A 16,999-nucleotide genomic window follows, 5' to 3' on the forward strand; every position below is an offset into this window, starting at 1 on the left:
CGGCGTTGACAGTGACCCCGCTCTTGTAAATCCGGACACATTCCTACTGGAAGGTAGTTCCGGAGACGGGGGTCACATACCCTCGGAATCATGAGTGCCTCGAACCCCACCCCGTCCGGCGGTCCGCTCGTCGAGGGACCGCGCGACCCCGAGCACGACCCGGCGGCGTCGTACGCCCTGGAGCCGGAGTACGTCGAGGCGCTGACCGCCCGGCTGCTCGCGACGTCCGGGCGCACGGTCGAGGTGCGCTCGCCGCTGAACGGCGCGCCCCTGGCCCACATCCCGCAGTCGACGGACGCCGACGTGGACGAGGCGTTCGCGCGGGCCCGGCGCGCGCAGGCGGCCTGGGCGCGCACCGGCATCGAGGCCCGGTCGGCCGCCCTGCTGCGCCTGCACGACCTGGTGCTCGACCGCCAGGACGAGATCATCGACCTGATCGTGTGGGAGTCGGGCAAGGCCCGCAAGCACGCCTTCGACGAGCCGCTCCACATCGCGCTGACCGCGCGCTACTACGCCCGCACCGCCCACCAGCACCTCGACACCCAGCGCAAGCTGGGCGTCGTCCCGGGCCTGACGCGCGTCGAGGTCAACCGGGTGCCCAAGGGCGTCGTCGGCATCATCTCGCCCTGGAACTACCCCTTCACGATGGCGCTGTGCGACGGCCTCCCCGCCCTGCTCGCCGGCAACGCCGTGGTCGCCAAGCCGGACGCCCAGACCATGCTCTCGGCCCTGCTCGCGGCCGAGCTGCTCGAGGAGGCCGGGTTCCCGCGCGACCTGTGGCAGGTCGTCGCCGGCCCCGGCGCGGAGACCGGTCCGGCCGTGATCGCCCGCTCCGACTACGTCTGCTTCACCGGGTCGACCGCCACCGGTCGGACCGTCGCCCAGGCCTGCGCCGAGCGGCTGATCGGCTGTTCGCTCGAGCTCGGCGGCAAGAACCCGCTGCTCGTGCTGCGCGACGCCGACCTCGAGAAGGCGGCCGAGGGCGCCGTACGCGCGTCGTTCTCGAACGCGGGCCAGCTCTGCGTGTCGATGGAGCGGGTGTTCGTGGCCGACCAGGTCTACGACCGGTTCGTCGAGCGGTTCGTGGCCCGCACCGAGGCGATGACCCTCGGGGCCACGCTCGACTGGGGCAACGACATGGGCTCGCTGATCTCCCAGGCCCAGCTCGACACGGTCGTCGCCCACGTGGAGGACGCGGTGGCGAAGGGCGCCCGGGTGCTGACCGGTGGCCGCGCCCGGCCCGACCTCGGCCCCTACTTCTTCGAGCCGACCGTCCTGGAGGGCGTCACGCCCGACATGACCTGCTTCGGCAAGGAGACCTTCGGTCCGGTCGTCTCCCTCTACCGCTTCCACGACGAGGCGGACGCCGTCGCCCGCGCCAACGAGGGCGAGTACGGCCTGAACGCGTCGATCTACAGCCAGGACGGCGCCCGCGCCCGGGCGATCGCGCCCCGGATCAAGTGCGGGACGGTCAACATCAACGAGGCCTTCGGGGCCACCTTCGCGAGCATCGACTCCCCGATGGGCGGCATGCGGCAGTCCGGCATGGGTCGCCGCCAGGGCAGCGAGGGCATCCACCGCTACACCGAGTCGCAGTCGGTCGCGACCCAGCGCCTGATCCGGTTCGCACCCATGCTCGGCATGTCCGACGCGGCGTACGCGAAGGTGATGACCGCCAACCTGCGGCTGATGAAGAAGCTGGGGCGAGCCTGATGAGCGGCAAGCACGAGGACTTCGACTTCGACGTCCTGGTCGTCGGCTCCGGCTTCGGCGGCTCGGTCACCGCGCTGCGGCTGACCGAGAAGGGCTACCGGGTCGGTGTGATCGAGGCCGGCGCCCGCTTCGAGGACGCCGACCTGCCCGACACCTCGTTCGACGTGAAGAAGTACCTCTTCCGTCCCGAGGTCGGCTGCTACGGCATCCAGCGCATCGACGCGCTCCGCGACTGCCTGATCGTCTCCGGCGCGGGCGTCGGCGGCGGCTCGCTGGTCTACGCCAACACGCTCTACGAGCCGCTCCCGGCGTTCTACGAGGACCCGCAGTGGGGTCACATCACCGACTGGCGCTCCGAGCTCGCGCCCTACTACGACCAGGCCAAGCGGATGCTCGGGGTCGTCGAGAACCCGCTGCGCACCCCGTCCGACGAGGTGATGGAGAAGGTCGCCTCCGAGATGGGCGTGGCCGACACCTTCCACCCGACCCCGGTCGGCGTCTTCTTCGGCGGTCCCGGCCAGGAGCAGGGCGAGCGGGTCGCCGACCCGTTCTTCGGCGGTGCCGGCCCCGAGCGCACCACCTGCATCGGCTGCGGGGAGTGCATGACCGGCTGCCGCCACAACGCCAAGAACACCCTGGTCAAGAACTACCTCTACCTCGCCGAGCAGCACGGCGCGGCGGTGCTGCCGCTGACCACGGTGACCCGGGTCAGCCCCCGCGACGGCGGCGGGTACGACGTCCAGGTCAAGTTCACCAAGGCCAAGCGACCGAGCCGCGGCGCCCGCCGTACCCTCACGGCCGAGCAGGTCGTCTTCTCGGCCTCGGCGCTGGGCACCCAGCGGCTGCTGCACCGGATGAAGGACGAGGGGCACCTGCCCGGCGTCTCGGGGCGGATCGGCTACCTCGCGCGGACGAACTCGGAGTCCATCGGCGGGGCGATCGCCTACGACGGCGACGTCGACTACAGCCAGGGCGTCGCCATCACCTCCAGCTTCCACCCCGACCCCGACACCCACGTCGAGCCGGTGCGCTATGGCAAGGGCAGCAACCTGATGTCGCTGCTGCAGTCGGTGCTGACCGACGGCGACGGCGACGAGCCGCGCTGGCGCACCTGGGCCCGGGAGATGTGGCGGCAGCGTCGCGATGTCCCCAACCTCTACGACATGAAGCACTGGTCGGAGCGGACGGTCATCGCGCTGGTCATGCAGAGCCTCGACAACTCGATCACGACCTACACCAAGCGGATCCCGTTCACGCGCAAGCGCTACCTCACCTCCAAGCAGGGCCACGGCGTGCCGAACCCGACCTGGATCCCGGCCGGCAACGAGGCGATCCGGGCGATGGCGCGGATCATGAACGGCTTCCCCGGCAGCGCGGTGGGCGATGCGTTCAACATGCCGCTGACCGCCCACTTCCTGGGCGGCTGCGCGATCGGCGACTCGCCCGAGACCGGCGTGGTCGACCCCTACCAGCGGCTCTACGGCCACCCCGGCCTGCACGTCGTGGACGGCTCCGCGGTCACCGCCAACCTGGGCGTGAACCCGTCGCTGACCATCACGGCGCAGGCCGAGCGGGCGATGGCGTTCTGGCCCAACAAGGGCGAGCGCGACCAGCGTCCCGGCCTCGGGGAGAGCTACGTCCGCCTCGAACCGGTCGCCCCGGCGGCGCCCGTCGTACCCGCCGACGCGCCGGGGGCGCTGCGGCTGCCCATCGTCGGGGTCAGCTGACGGCACGCTGGTCCAGACCTCGGCGGAACTCGTACGGCGCCCGCCGTAACCCGCCCGTCGAGGGGTCGTTGGAGCAGCAGAAGACCCGGACCACTTGCTCCCTCCCACCACCGGGTCGACGTGTCCAGGCGCTGTCCAACAGGTGCGTGGACGGATCAGGGCCCGGCCACCCTCCCTCCCCGGCCGGGCCCTGATGCACGTCCGGGGGCGTCTCCCGACTGGGGGGAGGGGCCCGCGCGCCGATAGGCTCAGCCCATGACGCAGCAGCCCGACCACGACCTGGTCCTGGTCGTCGACTTCGGCGCCCAGTACGCCCAGCTGATCGCCCGCCGGGTCCGCGAGGCGCGGGTCTACTCCGAGATCGTGCCGCACACGCTGCCGGTCGAGGAGATCCTCGCGCGCAAGCCGAAGGCGATCATCCTGTCGGGTGGTCCGTCCTCGGTGTACGCCGAGGGCGCGCCCGGGATCGACACCGCCATCTTCACGTCCGGGACCCCCGTCTTCGGCATGTGCTACGGCTTCCAGCTGATGGCCAGCGGCCTCGGCGGCGAGGTCGCGCACACCGGGGCCCGCGAGTACGGCCGCACCGACGTGGTCGTCGGCGAGCCCGGCACCCTGCTGGCCGACATCCCCGCCGAGCACCGGGTCTGGATGTCGCACGGCGACTCCGTCACGGCGGCCCCCGAGGGCTTCACCGTGCTCGCCTCGACCGCGTCCACGCCGGTCGCGGCGTTCGAGAACGTCGACAGCGGCCTGGCCGGCGTGCAGTGGCACCCCGAGGTGCTGCACTCCGAGCACGGCCAGGCCGTCCTCGAGCACTTCCTCCACGACATCGCCGGCTGCCGGCAGACCTGGACGATGCTCAACATCGTCGAGGAGCAGGTCGAGCGGATCCGCGAGCAGGTCGGCGCGGGGCGGGCGATCTGCGCGCTCTCCGGCGGTGTCGACTCCGCCGTGGCCGCGGCGATCGTGCAGCGCGCCATCGGCGACCGGCTCACCTGCGTCTACGTCGACCACGGGATGATGCGCCTCGGCGAGACCGAGCAGGTCCGCCGAGACTTCGAGGAGGTCTTCGACGCCCTCGACGTCGTGGACGCCGCCGACCAGTTCATCGACGCGCTCGCCGGGGTCAGCGAGCCCGAGCAGAAGCGCAAGATCATCGGGCGCGAGTTCATCCGCACCTTCGAGGCCGCCCAGGTCCGGGTGTTCGGCGACGCCGAGGAGGGGGAGACGGCGTACCTCGTCCAGGGCACCCTCTACCCCGACGTGGTCGAGTCCGGCGGCGGCGCCGGCACCTCCAACATCAAGTCCCACCACAACGTCGGCGGGCTGCCCGACGACCTCAAGTTCGAGCTGATCGAGCCACTGCGCACCCTGTTCAAGGACGAGGTCCGCGCGGTCGGCGAGCAGCTCGGCCTGCCGTCGACCATGGTCTGGCGCCAGCCGTTCCCCGGCCCCGGCCTGGGCATCCGGATCATCGGCGAGGTCACCCGCGAGCGGCTCGACCTGCTCCGCGAGGCCGACGCCATCGCCCGCGAGGAGCTCACCCGCGCCGGCCTCGACCGCGACATCTGGCAGATGCCGGTCGTGCTGCTGGCCGACGTACGCTCCGTCGGCGTCCAGGGCGACGGCCGCACCTACGGCCACCCGGTCGTGATCCGCCCGGTCACCTCCGAGGACGCGATGACCGCCGACTGGGCCCGCCTCCCGTACGACGTCATCGAGCGCATCTCCACCCGCATCACCAACGAGGTCGCCGAGGTCAACCGGGTCACGCTCGACGTCACCTCGAAGCCCCCCGGCACCATCGAGTGGGAGTAGCCGGGGTCGGTCGGCTGCGCGGCGTCCGGATAGCGGACGAATCAGCCCGCGGCGGCCCGGAGCGGCTCGATGACGTCGGCAGCGAAGCGGGCCATGCCCTCGACCTTCTGGTCGACGCCCGCGTCCAGACCGAAGTAGTAGGCCCACGGCATGGTCATGCAGTCCGTGACGCCGCCGGCCCGGGCGCGCTCGAAGTGCTCGGGGAGGAACGCGTCGGTGAGGGCGACGATGACCGAGAAGTCGCCGGTCGCGCCCTTCTCCTCGCGCACCTCGGCGAGCCGGGTGGCCCAGCCGATGGCCTCGTCGGTCTTGTACATATCGCCGATCCAGCCGTCGTGCCGGGCGGCGCGCGCGAAGGCGATCTCGGAGAGGCCGCCGACGTAGACCGGGGGCTGCTCGGTCGGGGTCGGCTCCATCACCAGTCTCGGGGCGTCGTAGAAGTCGCCCTTGAACTCCGTCCAGCCGGGCTCCCAGAGCTCCTTGACCAGGGCGAGCCCCTCGTCGGTGCGCTTGCCGCGGGTGCGGAAGTTCTCCTCCAGCAGCGCGAACTCCTCCTCGCACCAGCCGATGCCCACCCCCAGCGCGACCCGGTTGCCCGACAGCACGGCCGCGGTGCCGACCGACTTCGCGACCTGGAACGGGTTGCGCATCGCCGGCACGTAGACCGAGGTGAAGAACCGCAGCCGGGTCGTGACGGCGGCGAGCGCGCCGACCAGGACCCAGGGATCGGGCCACTCCGCGGAGAAGTCCCAGCGGCGGGCGCCGTCCGGCGTATAGGGGTACGGCGTGCTCAGCGTCTCCAGGTCGACCACGTGGTCGGGGATCGCCAGGGCGTGGTAGCCCAGCTCGTCGGCCGCCCGGGCGATGGGCGTCAGCTGGTCGGTCGGCAGGAACGCCGTACTGATGGAGAAGCGCACGAGGCCAGACTAGAACCTGTTCTCGTTTCGTGCGCGGCGGACGGGACTTAGGGTGGCCCGATGATGCGTGCGCTGCACCACCTCGATCTGTGGGTGAGTGACCCGGACCTGGCTGCGGAGGAATGGGGCTGGCTGCTCGGGGAGCTGGGCTGGGAGGCCGATGAGGCGGTCCGCTCGTGGGCGCACCCGGACGGCACCTACGTCTTCCTGGAGCGCTCGGGCGACCAGGTCGACGAGCCGCACGACCGGCTCCGGCCGGGGGTCAACCACCTCGCGCTGCACATCGGCGACCGCCGTACCCTCGACCGGCTCCGGGCCGAGTCGAGCGCGCACGGCTGGCACGAGATGTTCGCCGACCGCTACCCGCACGCCGGAGGCGACCGGCACACGGCGCTCTACCTGGAGAACGACGAGGGGTTCGAGGTCGAGGTCGTGCTGGCCGACGAGCCCGAGGACTGAGAAATGACGATCGCCCGTCCGACGGGGTCGGACGGGCGATCGAGGAGCGGGCGCTACTTGAAGATGCTGTAGCCGCCCGGGCCGACGGCGAAGCCGACGATGATCAGCACGATGCCCCAGAGGGTCTCGCCCTTGAAGAGCTGGAAGATGCCCGCGATCACCAGGATGACGGCGATGATCCAGAGAATGAAGCCCATGAGTGTTGCTCCTGTCGTAGAGGTCTAGCGGTAGTCGTCGTCGGAGGAGGGGTCCTCGACGATGTGGACGGCGGCCTCCTCGGCCGACGCCGCGGCGCCGTCGATGCCGACGTCCTCGCCGACCAGGTCGGACTCGGTGTCGGTGCCGAAGCCCTGGTCGGGGTCGACCAGACGGCCGGCGCGGCGATCGCCCACCTCGCCGTCGCGAAGGTCCTCGGTGACCTTCTCGTCGTACGGGTCGGGCTCCGGCTCCTCCTGGTCGAGGCGCTGGTCGATGGTCTCGCGGTGCTCCTCCTCCCAGGGCGTGTTGCCGTAGCCCTGGCCGGCGGAGTACCTCTCGGGCGGGCTGTACCCGCGGTCGGCCTCGTCCGCGACGTCCTGGTCGAGGAGCTGGTCCTCGGCGACCGGCTGGTCCTCGTCGTCGACGCTGTAGTCGCCGTAGGTCTCCTGGTCGGCCGGATCCGGGGTGCTGTCGCCCTGGGTCATGGTCCCTCCTCGTCTGTCGTGTCCGTCCGATCGAGTACCCGGCCGTCACGAGCGTCATGCCCACTCCTTGACTTTAGTTCGAGTCTCGTACTTAATTGCGGGTGTGACCCTCGTCCTAGGCGTCGACTCCTCGACGCAGTCGACCAAGGCCCTGCTCGTCGATGCCGACGACGGCACCGTCGTCGACAGCCGTACGGCGCCGCACCCCGCCGGCACCGAGGTCGACCCGCGCGCCTGGCTGAGCGCCTTCGACACCGCCACCGCCGGCCTGCTGGAGCGGGCCGACGCGGTCGCGGTGGGCGGCCAGCAGCACGGCATGGTGGCCCTCGACGAGGCCGGCGTGCCGGTCCGCGACGCCCTGCTGTGGAACGACACCCGCAGTGCCGGGGCCGCCCGCGACCTGATCGAGGAGATGGGCGGCCCGCAGGCCTGCGCCGACGCGATCGGCAGCGTCATGGTCGCCTCGTTCACCGCCAGCAAGCTGCGCTGGCTGCGCGACCACGAGCCGGAGAACGCGGCCCGGGTCGCCGAGGTGCTGCTGCCCCACGACTACGTCTCGCGCCACCTCTCGGCGCCGGGCACCCCGGCCTTCACCGACCGCGGCGACGCGTCCGGCACCGGCTACTTCGCCACCGCGGCGGGGGAGTGGCGACCCGACCTGCTCGAGCTCGCACTCGGCCGCGTCGTCGGCCTGCCGACCGTGGTCGCCCCCGACGCCGTCGCCGCGCACACCGCCGGCGGCGCGCCGGTCGCGGCCGGCTCCGGCGACAACGCCGCGGCCGCCCTCGGCATGGGCCTGGAGGCGGGTGACGTCCTGGTCTCCATCGGCACCTCCGGGGTCGCGTCCACGATCAGCGCGGTCCCGGTCGCCGACGGCAGCGGGGCGATCACCGGCTTCGCCGACGCCGCCGGAGGCTTCCTGCCGATGGCCACCACCATCAACGCCGCCCAGATCCTCGACCTGCAGGCCCGCTGGCTCGGCGTCGACCACGACGAGCTGGCCGCGCTCGCGCTCGCCGCGCCGGCCGGGTCGAACGGGCTCACCCTGCTGCCCTACTACGGCGGCGAGCGCACCCCGAACCGGCCCGACGCCACCGGCACCTGGGTCGGGCTCACCCCCCGCACCACCCGCGAGGACCTCGCCCGCGCCGCCGTCGAGGCGCTGCTCTGCTCGCTGGCCGACGCCGTCGACCTCGTCGTCGGCGCGACCGGGCAGGAGCCGCGCCGGATCCTCATGGTCGGCGGGGCGACGCGCAGCGCCGCCGTACGCGCGCTGGCGCCGGCGGTCCTCGGCCGTCCGGTCGTCCTCCCGCCCGCCGGGGAGTACGTCGCCCGCGGCGCCGCCCGCCAGGCCGCCTGGGCGCTGACCGGTCGGCTGCCCGACTGGGAGCTGGCCGCCACCGAGACCCTCACCGCAGACCCCACCCCCGTCGTACGCACGGCCTACGCGGCCGTGCGCGACGCCTGACCGGCTCAACGAAGAGAGGCACCACCATGACCATCGAGATCCCCACGCCGCAGCCCGAGGACAAGTTCTCCTTCGGTCTCTGGACCGTCGGCTGGCAGGGCGTCGACCCGTTCGGCGGCGCGACCCGCCCGCCGATGGACACCATCCACGCGCTGGAGAAGCTCGCCGAGCTGGGCGCGTACGGCGTGAACTTCCACGACGACGACGTGATCCCCTTCGGCAGCGACGACGCCACCCGCGACGCGATCATCGAGCGGTTCAAGAAGGGCCTGGCCGACACCGGCCTGGCCGTGACGACCGCGACCACCAACCTGTTCAGCCACCCGGTCTTCAAGGCCGGCGGCTTCACCAACAACGACCGCGACATCCGCCGCTTCGCGCTGCGCAAGGTGATGCGCAACGTCGACCTGGCCGCCGAGCTCGGCGCCAAGGTCTACGTCGCCTGGGGCGGCCGCGAGGGCGCGGAGTACGGCGCCTCGCAGGACACCGCGGTCGCGCTGGACCGGATGAAGGAGGCCTTCGACCTCCTGGGCGAGTACGTCACCGAGAAGGGCTACGACCTCCGCTTCGCCATCGAGCCGAAGCCGAACGAGCCCCGCGGCGACATCCTGCTCCCGACGATCGGTCACGCGCTCGCCTTCATCAACGAGCTGGAGCGGCCCGAGCTGGTCGGCGTCAACCCGGAGATCGGGCACGAGGAGATGGCCGGCATGAACGCCGCGGCGGGCTACGCCCAGGCGCTGTGGGCCGGCAAGCTCTACCACATCGACCTCAACGGTCAGAACGGCCCGAAGTACGACCAGGACCTGCGCTTCGGGGCCGGCAACGTCCGTGGCGCGTTCTGGGTGGTCGACACCCTCCTCGCCGGCGGGTACGACGGCCCGGTCCACTTCGACTACAAGCCGGCGCGCATCGAGGACGAGGCCGGCGTGTGGGTCTCGGCCGCGGCCAACATGCGCAACTACCTCATCCTGCGCGAGAAGGTGAAGGCCTTCCGCGCCGACCCCGAGGTCCAGGCCGCGCTGGCGGCCGCCAAGCTCCCCGAGCTGGCGCAGACCACGCTCGGTGAGGGCGAGGGGTGGCAGCAGCTGCTCGACTGGCCGCTGCCGGACCCCGAGCTCCTGGCCCAGCAGGGCGCCGCGGTCGAGCACCTCGACCAGCTCGCCCTCGAGCACCTCTACGGTGTCCGCTGACCGACCGGCCAGCACGGAGCGCCTGAGGCGGCAGAACGCCGCGCTGGTGCTCCGCAGCCTGCGCCAGCTCGGACCCGCGACCCGGGCCGAGCTGGCGCAGCGCACCGCCCTCGCCAAGGCCACGGTCGGCGTGATCGTCGCCGGCCTGGAGGAGGCGGGGGCGGTCACCGAGTCCTCCGCCGAGAGCGAGGTCCGCAGCGGCGCCCGGGGTCGGCCCGGGCGCCCGGTGGCGCTGCGCGGTGAGCCCTGGGTCGGCCTGGGCCTGGAGCTCAACGTCGACTACGTCGCCGCGGTCGTGCTCGACCTCGCCGGGCAGGTGCGGCTCACCGAGACCCGCCCGGTCGCCCTCGACGGGGGCGTCGACGAGGCGGCCCTGGCCGGGCTGGCCCGTGACGTCACCGCCCGCTGCCGGGCCGCCGGGCAGGTCCTGGTCGGCGCGACGGTCGCCGTACCCGCGCTGGTGCGGGGCGACGACCGCACCGTCGCCTGGGCGCCGAACCTGGGCGTCGAGGGCCCGGGCCTGGCCGACGGGGTCGAGGCACTGGTCGGCGCGCCGGTCCGGGTGCTGAACGACGCCAACTGCGCGGCGTACGCCGAGTCGCACCACGGCGCGGCGGTCGGCGCCGAGCATGCCCTCTACCTCACCGGCACCGTCGGTATCGGCGCCGGCATCGTCGACCGCGGCGAGCTGGTCCGCGGTGCAGCGGGGTTCGCCGGGGAGGTCGGCCACATGCCGATCGGCGACTCCTCGGCCCGCTGCGGCTGCGGGCGGCAGGGCTGCTGGGAGGCCTCGATCGGCCTGCACGCGGTGCTCGCGGCGGTCGGCATGCCGGAGCTGGACACCCCGCTGGAGACGGCCTCCGCGGTCGCGGAGCGGGCGGCGCTCGACCCCGGCGTACGGGCGGTGCTGACCCGGGTGGGGGAGGACGTCGGTCTCGGCCTGGCGATGCTGGCCGGCGTACTGGATCCGGAGGTGGTCGTCCTCGGCGGCTATTTCGTGCCGCTCGGCGAGCTGGTCCTGGCCCCCGCCCGGGCCACCCTCGACCGGCGACTCGCGTCGGCGGCCCAGGTGCGGCCCGAGCTGCGGCTCAGCACGCTCGGCATCCAGGCGGCCGCGCTGGGCGCCGCCGAGCAGGCCTTCGCGGACGTGTTCGCCGGCGATCTCGACCTGACGGCGCGCGAGGCCTCAGCCGGCGAGGCGTGAGCGCACGTCGACCAGGGCGTTGCCGAGTGCGGCGACCGGGTCGACGAAGAGCGGCTCGAAGGCGATCTCGGCGGCCCCGAGGAGCACCGAGTCCTCGCCCAGGCCCGGCAGCGCGAGGGTGACCGACTCCAGAGGAGCGGGCAGCGCGCGGTCGGCGAGACCGGCGTTGACCTCGGCGCCCACCAGCATGAAGAGCGAGCGGAAGTAGCCGCCGAGGACCACCAGACGCGGGTTGAAGGCGTTGACGATGCTGGCCAGGCCGTGGCCGAGCGCCGTACCGGTGGCGCGCAGTTCGCGGGTCGGCTTGTCGAAGCCGCCGAGGACCTCGCCGAGCTGGGCGACCTTGTCGGCGGGGCAGTGGATCGCCTCGGCGATCGCGTGCGCGCCGACCTCGGTCTCCCAGCAGCCGAGGTTGCCGCAGTGGCAGGGCCGGCCCTGCGGGTTGAAGCGCAGGTGGCCGAGCTCGCCGGCGTACCCGCCCGCGCCCTGGAGCCGGTGACCGCCGGTGATCACACCGGCACCGACGCCGACGTTGCCGGAGACGTAGATGAGGTCGTCGATCCCGACGCCCGCGCCGCGCTGGTGCTCGGCGAGGGCGCCGAGGTCGGCGTCGTTGGCGATCGACACGGGGATGTCCAGGCCGAGCGCCGCCAGCACGATGCTGCCGAAGGAGACGTCGTGCCACTCCAGGTTCGGGGCCAGCCGGATCAGCCCGTCGCTGCGCCGGACCAGACCCGGGACGCTGACGCCGATCCCGACCAGGGGAGCGGCGGCCGGCGCGCCCTCGACGACGCCCCGGATCAGGGCGGCGACCGAGGCGCCGACCTGCCAGGCCTCGCCCCCGCCCCCGTCGATGGGGGCCTCGGTGCGCTGCTGGACGACGCCGCCCAGCCCGACCCGGGCCACCGCCGCGCGATCGACCCCGAGGTCGACCGCGATGACGTACGGGCCGTTGTCGGCCAGGGCGACCCCCGCGGAGGGTCGCCCGGCGCCCTGGCGCGCGCCGACCGGCAGCGCGCGCTCGGTGACGCCGAGCGACTCCAGCTCCGCGACCAGCCCGGCGATGGTGCTGCGGTTCAGCCCCATCATGCTGGTCAGCTCGGCGCGGGAGATGTGTCCCGCCCGGTGCACGTGGCGCAGGAGGGTCCCGAGGTTGTGGCGGCGCACGGCCTCCTGGTTGGTGCCGAGGCCCGCCCGTTGGCGGCTCATGGTGATCGGTCCGGTCTCGACCTAGACGCCCGCTGCGGAGCGACGGCGGCGCGAGATCGCGTCGACGCTCGCGGCGAGCAGCAGCACGCCGCCGGTCACCACGAAGTTGATGTACGCCGCCTGGTTGAGCAGGCCCAGACCGTTCGGGATGGTCGCGATGACCAGGCCGCCGATGACCGCGTCCATGGCCCGGCCGCGACCACCGAAGAGGCTGGTGCCGCCGATGACGGCCGCCGCGACGGCGTACAGGAGCACGTTGCCGCCGCCGGAGCCCGGCGAGACCTTGCCGGTGTACGACGCGGACAGCAGGCCGCTGATCGCCGCCATGCCGGTGCAGATCATGAAGGCGCTGATCTTGATCCGGGTCACATTGATGCCGGCGCGGCGCGCGGCCTCGGCGTTGCCGCCGACGGCGTACAGGTGTCGGCCGAAGCGGGTCCGGGTCAGCACGAAGGTCCAGAACAGCAGCAGCGCGATGACGACCGGCAGCACCCGCGGGATCCCGGAGATCTCGAACAGGTTCGGGTTCGGGGCGCGGTTGGCGCTGAGGAGCGCCGTCAGGCCCAGGACGATCGCGGCGAGGACGACGATCTGGATGACGACCAGGGCCAGCGGCTGGTGGACCAGGCCACGCGCCGAGCGCGACCGGTAGCGCCACAGCGACAGGGCGGCGAACCCGACGACGATGAGGCCGGCTGCGATCCAGCCGGCGGTCACGGGGATGTTCTTGATCGACAGGCCACGCAGCACCGAGTCGTCGAACCGGAGCGAGCCGCCCGAGCCGATGAGCTTCAGCGGCACCGCCTGGAGCGCGAGGAAGAACGCCAGGGTGACCACGAAGGACGGGATGCCCAGGAACGAGACCAGTGAGCCGATCACGAAGCCGATCACGGCACCGGCGGCGATGCCGGCGATCGTGGCTGCCCACCACGGCCAGTCGTAGTCGATCATCACCAGGGCGATGATCGTCGCCGAGGCGCCGCCCGCGACGCCGGCCGAGAGGTCGATCTCGCCGAGCAGCAGGACGAAGACGATGCCCATGGCCAGCACGATGATCGAGCTGGCCTGGATGACCAGGTTCGCCATGTTGTAGGTGGTGAGGAACCGGTCGTGGAGCGTCGTGAAGACGCCGAAGAGCACGACCAGGCCGAGGATGGCCGGGAGCGAGCCCATGTCACCGCCACGGAGGCGGTTGAGGTAGTCACGCGCGGCGTCGCCGATGGTGGCGGCCTGGCGGTTGTCGTTGGCGAAGTCGCTGTCGGCGGTCTTCGCGGGGATGTCGGATCCGACGGTCATGATGAGGTCTCCGGTCCTTCTCAGACGGTCGCGGTCGCGGGGTTCTCGGCGATGCCGAGCTCCCCGGAGCGTCCGGTCGTGATGAGCTCGACGATCTGGGTCTGGTTGACGTCTTCCTTGAAGACGTCGGCCGCGACCCGGCCGAGGTAGAGAGCAGTGATGCGGTCGGCGACCTCGAGCACGTCGGTCATGTTGTGCGAGATCAGCACCACGCCCAGGCCGCGGTCGGCGAGGCGGCGCACCAGATCGAGGACCTGGCGGGTCTGGGCCACACCGAGGGCGGCGGTCGGCTCGTCGAGCAGCACGACCTTCGAGTTCCACAGCACGGCCTTGGCGATGGCGACGGTCTGGCGCTGGCCGCCGGAGAGGCTGGCCACGCTCTGGCGCACCGACTTCACGGTGCGGACCGACAGGGAGGCGAGGGTCTCTCGCGCCTTCTCCTCCATCGCGTTGTCGTCGAGCACGATGCCTGAGCGCAGCTCGCGGCCGAGGAACATGTTCTCGACGATGTCGAGGTTGTCGCACAGCGCGAGGTCCTGGTAGACGACCTCGACGCCGAGGTCCGCGACGTCGCGCGGGCCGTGGACGTTGACCTGCTCACCGTCGAACAGGTAGTCGCCCGTGTCACGGCCGTAGATGCCGGCGATGATCTTGACCAGGGTGGACTTGCCGGCGCCGTTGTCGCCGACGAGGGCGGTCACCTGGCCCGGGTAGACGGCGAAGTCGACGTCGTGCAGGACGTGCACCACACCGAAGCTCTTGTTGACCCCGCGCAGCTCGAGCAGCGGTTGTGTCATGAGGTCCCACTCTCCTCAGTAATTGTTGTTCGGAAGAACGAAAGGCGCCCGGGCCGAGGGTACGAGCCAGGCGCCTCTCGTGGAAGGAGGCAGGCCGCCGACCGATCCGGTCGGCGGCCTGCCCGGCGGGGATCAGGAGATCCCGGCCTCCGTGCAGAGAGCGGCGAAGTCGCCGGTGCAGACGTCGGCGGCCTTCTGGCCTCCGTCGTCGATGACGTCCTTCACGTTCTCCTTGGTGATGGACTGCGGCTCCAGCAGGATCGAGGGGACCTCGCTGTCGTCCGAGGAGTCGACCGTGGTGCCGGTGACGTCGGCCTCCTCGCCCTTGGCCAGGGCGATGGCGACCTCGGCCAGCGCGCCGGCCTCCTGCGTGGCGGACTTGTAGACCGTCATGCACTGCGTGCCGGCGAGGACGTTCTGCAGACCCTCGACCGTGGCGTCCTGACCCGTGACCGGGACCTTGCCGGCCTGGCCGTTGCCCTCGAGGATGCCGATGGCGGCGCCACCGAGACCGTCGTTGGCGGCGAGGACGCCGTCGACCTTGCCGTCAGCAGCGGTGTAGAGCTGCTGGAAGATCGTGGCCGCCTGCTCGTTGTCCCAGTCCGGGACGGCCTGCTCGCCGACGACCTTGTAGTTGGTCTTGGCGTCGAGGACGCTGTGGGCGCCCTCCGCGAACAGGGTCGCGTTGTTGTCCGTGGGCGACCCGTTCAGGTAGACGATGTTCGCGTCCTTGTCGCCCAGGCAGTCGGCCAGGCCCTGGCCCTGCAGCTCGCCGACGACGGTGTTGTCGAACGAGACGTAGTACTCGGCCGTGCCGCCCAGGGTCAGGCGGTCGTAGTCGATGGTGGCCACGCCGGCCGCCTTGGCCTTCTCCTGGATCGCCGCGCCCGACTCGGAGTCGAGGTTGACGATGGCCAGGACGGTGACGCCGTCGCCGATCATGGTGTCGGCGATCTGGGTCATCCGCTCGGCGTCGCCGCCGGCGTTCTGGATGTCGGCCTCGACGCCGGCCGCCTTGAAGGCCGCCTCGAGGGCCGGCCGGTCCGCGCTCTCCCAGCGGACCGACGACTCCGTGTCGGGCAGGATGACGCCGACCTTGCCGACCTCAGACCCACCCTCGTTGCCCGAGCCGCCACCGCTGCCGGACGACGAGTCGTCCCCACATGCGGTGAGGGACATCGCCACGCCGAGCATCCCGACGATGGCCAAGCTGTGCTTTCGCTTCACGCGAACCGCCTCCTTGCGATTTTCGACCGCGCCCGCCCGTCCGTCCGTCGGAGGTTCGCCGCGCGTTTGTTGTGCGCCACAACATATGAGGTGACTGCAGTCACGTCTACCTGTGACGAGCGACGTTTCCGATCTGTTACCAAGCGGTCCGTACGACCCTTGACGAACGACGCGCGACCACGCTCAGGACGGGTCGATCCGGAGACGCTGGCGGGGGAGGCCCTGCGGGGCCTCGGTCCGCAGCCAGCGGACCAGCGCCTCGCGGACGTGGCAGCGCAGGTCGAACAGGGTCGGGGCGTCGACGGCGGTGAGCAGCACCCGGACCCGGACGTAGCCGCCGACCGCGTCGACGACCTGGAAGTGCGCGACCCGGCCGTCCCAGAGATCGGCCGTCGCCATGATCCGGTCGAGCTCGAGCCGCAGGGCGTCGGTGTCGACGTCCCAGTCCAGATCCAGCTCGACCGCGCCCAGCAGCTCGGAGTTGCGCCGGGTCCAGTTCTGGAACGGGGTCGTCGTGAAGTAGGTGCACGGCAGGATCAGCCGCCGGTCGTCCCAGAGCCGTACGACGACGTAGCTCAGCGTGATCTCCTCGATCCAGCCCCACTCCTCCTCGACGATCACGACGTCGTCGATCTTGATCGCGTCGTTGAACGCGAGCTGGAGGCCGGCGAAGACGTTGGCCAGCGTCGACTGGGCGGCCAGCGCCGCGACCACGGAGATCAGGCCGGCCGAGGCCAGCACGCTCGCGCCGACCGCCCGGACGCCGGGGAAGCTGAGCAGGATCGCCCCCACTGCCATCACGACGACCGCGGCGACCGTGAGCCGCCGGATGATCAGCACCTGGGTGCGGACCCGGCGGGCCACCCGGTTGTCGCGGGTGTCGGTGCGCGCCCGGCCCATCCCGAGGTCCTCGACGAACAGCAGCGCGGCCGCGAGCAGCCAGGCGCCGGCCGAGATCGCCAGGACGCGACAGCCCAGGCCGGCGGCGTCCCACCAGAGGTCCCCGCCGTCGTGCGGACGGACTCCTGCGACCCAGCCGTTCACCGCCAGGATCAGCACGAGCGCCCGGAACGGCAGCTTCGCCGTACGCACCAGCTCGTCGGCGGGCGGCCACCGTCGTACCAGCACCTTGGCGAGCAGGTGCACCACCAGGATCAGGACGAGTGCGCCGCCCAGCGCGGAGCCGGCGGCGACCAGGGCGTTCACGGGAGAGACAGCCATGTGGCCACCGGTCCCCGCGTCACCGCCCGCCGATGCGCCCCGTCCCGGTGCGGTCGGTCACTCC

15 protein-coding genes are annotated in these 16,999 nt (G+C 72.0%); 7 read left to right on the forward strand and 8 right to left on the reverse strand.

The window, feature by feature from the left end:
- The first annotated feature begins 90 nt into the window (after positions 1-90).
- The 3 genes from V7S47_RS02065 to guaA all read left to right on the forward strand — a co-directional run bounded on the left by V7S47_RS02065 (position 91) and on the right by guaA (position 5,261).
- The gene (locus tag V7S47_RS02065; protein ID WP_336560031.1) at positions 91-1,713 is read left to right on the forward strand and encodes a succinic semialdehyde dehydrogenase; all 1,623 of its coding nucleotides are present in this window, start codon (positions 91-93) and stop codon (positions 1,711-1,713) included.
- Positions 1,713-3,440, forward strand: a complete 1,728-nt coding sequence (locus V7S47_RS02070) for a GMC family oxidoreductase (RefSeq protein WP_336560032.1) — start codon at positions 1,713-1,715, stop codon at positions 3,438-3,440. Before V7S47_RS02065 ends, V7S47_RS02070 begins: the two co-directional genes overlap by 1 nt.
- Positions 3,441-3,695: 255 nt before the next feature.
- A complete protein-coding gene (guaA, locus tag V7S47_RS02075; protein ID WP_336560033.1) occupies positions 3,696-5,261 on the forward strand; it encodes a glutamine-hydrolyzing GMP synthase in 1,566 nt (521 codons plus the stop codon).
- Between the two features lie 41 nt (positions 5,262-5,302).
- Here guaA and V7S47_RS02080 read toward each other — a convergent pair whose 3' ends face one another.
- Positions 5,303-6,178, reverse strand: coding sequence for a TIGR03619 family F420-dependent LLM class oxidoreductase (locus V7S47_RS02080; protein ID WP_336560034.1), 876 nt, complete (start codon positions 6,176-6,178; stop codon positions 5,303-5,305).
- Between the two features lie 60 nt (positions 6,179-6,238).
- Between V7S47_RS02080 and V7S47_RS02085 the strand changes: the two genes are divergently transcribed.
- Positions 6,239-6,637, forward strand: a complete 399-nt coding sequence (locus tag V7S47_RS02085; protein ID WP_336560035.1) for a VOC family protein — start codon at positions 6,239-6,241, stop codon at positions 6,635-6,637.
- 53 nt (positions 6,638-6,690) lie between these two features.
- Here V7S47_RS02085 and V7S47_RS02090 read toward each other — a convergent pair whose 3' ends face one another.
- Entirely contained in the window at positions 6,691-6,834 is a 144-nt protein-coding gene (locus V7S47_RS02090; RefSeq protein ID WP_170866893.1) for a GPGG-motif small membrane protein, read from the reverse strand.
- A 24-nt stretch (positions 6,835-6,858) separates the two neighbouring features.
- Positions 6,859-7,320, reverse strand: a complete 462-nt coding sequence (locus V7S47_RS02095) for a DUF5709 domain-containing protein (RefSeq protein ID WP_090849933.1) — start codon at positions 7,318-7,320, stop codon at positions 6,859-6,861.
- 103 nt (positions 7,321-7,423) lie between these two features.
- On the opposite strand from V7S47_RS02095, the gene xylB reads away from it, so the two are divergent.
- From xylB to V7S47_RS02110, 3 genes are read left to right on the forward strand one after another with little or no spacing between them, the layout of a single operon-like run.
- Positions 7,424-8,788: a xylulokinase gene (xylB, locus tag V7S47_RS02100; protein ID WP_336560036.1), complete on the forward strand. Its 1,365-nt coding sequence runs from the start codon at positions 7,424-7,426 to the stop codon at positions 8,786-8,788.
- A 26-nt stretch (positions 8,789-8,814) separates the two neighbouring features.
- On the forward strand, positions 8,815-9,981 hold the full coding sequence (gene xylA / locus V7S47_RS02105) for a xylose isomerase (protein WP_336560037.1): 1,167 nt from the start codon (positions 8,815-8,817) through the stop codon (positions 9,979-9,981).
- Positions 9,971-11,185: an ROK family transcriptional regulator gene (locus tag V7S47_RS02110; protein ID WP_336560038.1), complete on the forward strand. Its 1,215-nt coding sequence runs from the start codon at positions 9,971-9,973 to the stop codon at positions 11,183-11,185. The genes xylA and V7S47_RS02110 overlap by 11 nt, the downstream gene beginning before the upstream one ends.
- On the opposite strand, the gene V7S47_RS02115 is transcribed toward V7S47_RS02110, so the two are convergent.
- The 5 genes from V7S47_RS02115 to V7S47_RS02135 all read right to left on the reverse strand — a co-directional run bounded on the left by V7S47_RS02115 (position 11,168) and on the right by V7S47_RS02135 (position 16,935).
- Positions 11,168-12,394, reverse strand: a complete 1,227-nt coding sequence (locus V7S47_RS02115; RefSeq protein WP_090849942.1) for an ROK family protein — start codon at positions 12,392-12,394, stop codon at positions 11,168-11,170. The genes V7S47_RS02110 and V7S47_RS02115 overlap by 18 nt on opposite strands.
- Before the next feature lie 21 nt (positions 12,395-12,415).
- Positions 12,416-13,690, reverse strand: coding sequence for a sugar ABC transporter permease (locus V7S47_RS02120; RefSeq protein ID WP_090849944.1), 1,275 nt, complete (start codon positions 13,688-13,690; stop codon positions 12,416-12,418).
- A gap of 20 nt (positions 13,691-13,710) precedes the next feature.
- The gene (locus V7S47_RS02125; protein WP_090849946.1) at positions 13,711-14,487 is read right to left on the reverse strand and encodes an ATP-binding cassette domain-containing protein; all 777 of its coding nucleotides are present in this window, start codon (positions 14,485-14,487) and stop codon (positions 13,711-13,713) included.
- A 132-nt stretch (positions 14,488-14,619) separates the two neighbouring features.
- Positions 14,620-15,714: a sugar ABC transporter substrate-binding protein gene (locus V7S47_RS02130; RefSeq protein ID WP_336560039.1), complete on the reverse strand. Its 1,095-nt coding sequence runs from the start codon at positions 15,712-15,714 to the stop codon at positions 14,620-14,622.
- Between the two features lie 183 nt (positions 15,715-15,897).
- Positions 15,898-16,935, reverse strand: coding sequence for a mechanosensitive ion channel family protein (locus tag V7S47_RS02135; RefSeq protein ID WP_090849948.1), 1,038 nt, complete (start codon positions 16,933-16,935; stop codon positions 15,898-15,900).
- Positions 16,936-16,999: the final 64 nt, after the last annotated feature.

This window comes from Nocardioides sp. CCNWLW216 (assembly GCF_037120545.1).
Classification (GTDB): Bacteria; Actinomycetota; Actinomycetes; order Propionibacteriales; family Nocardioidaceae; genus Nocardioides; species Nocardioides lianchengensis.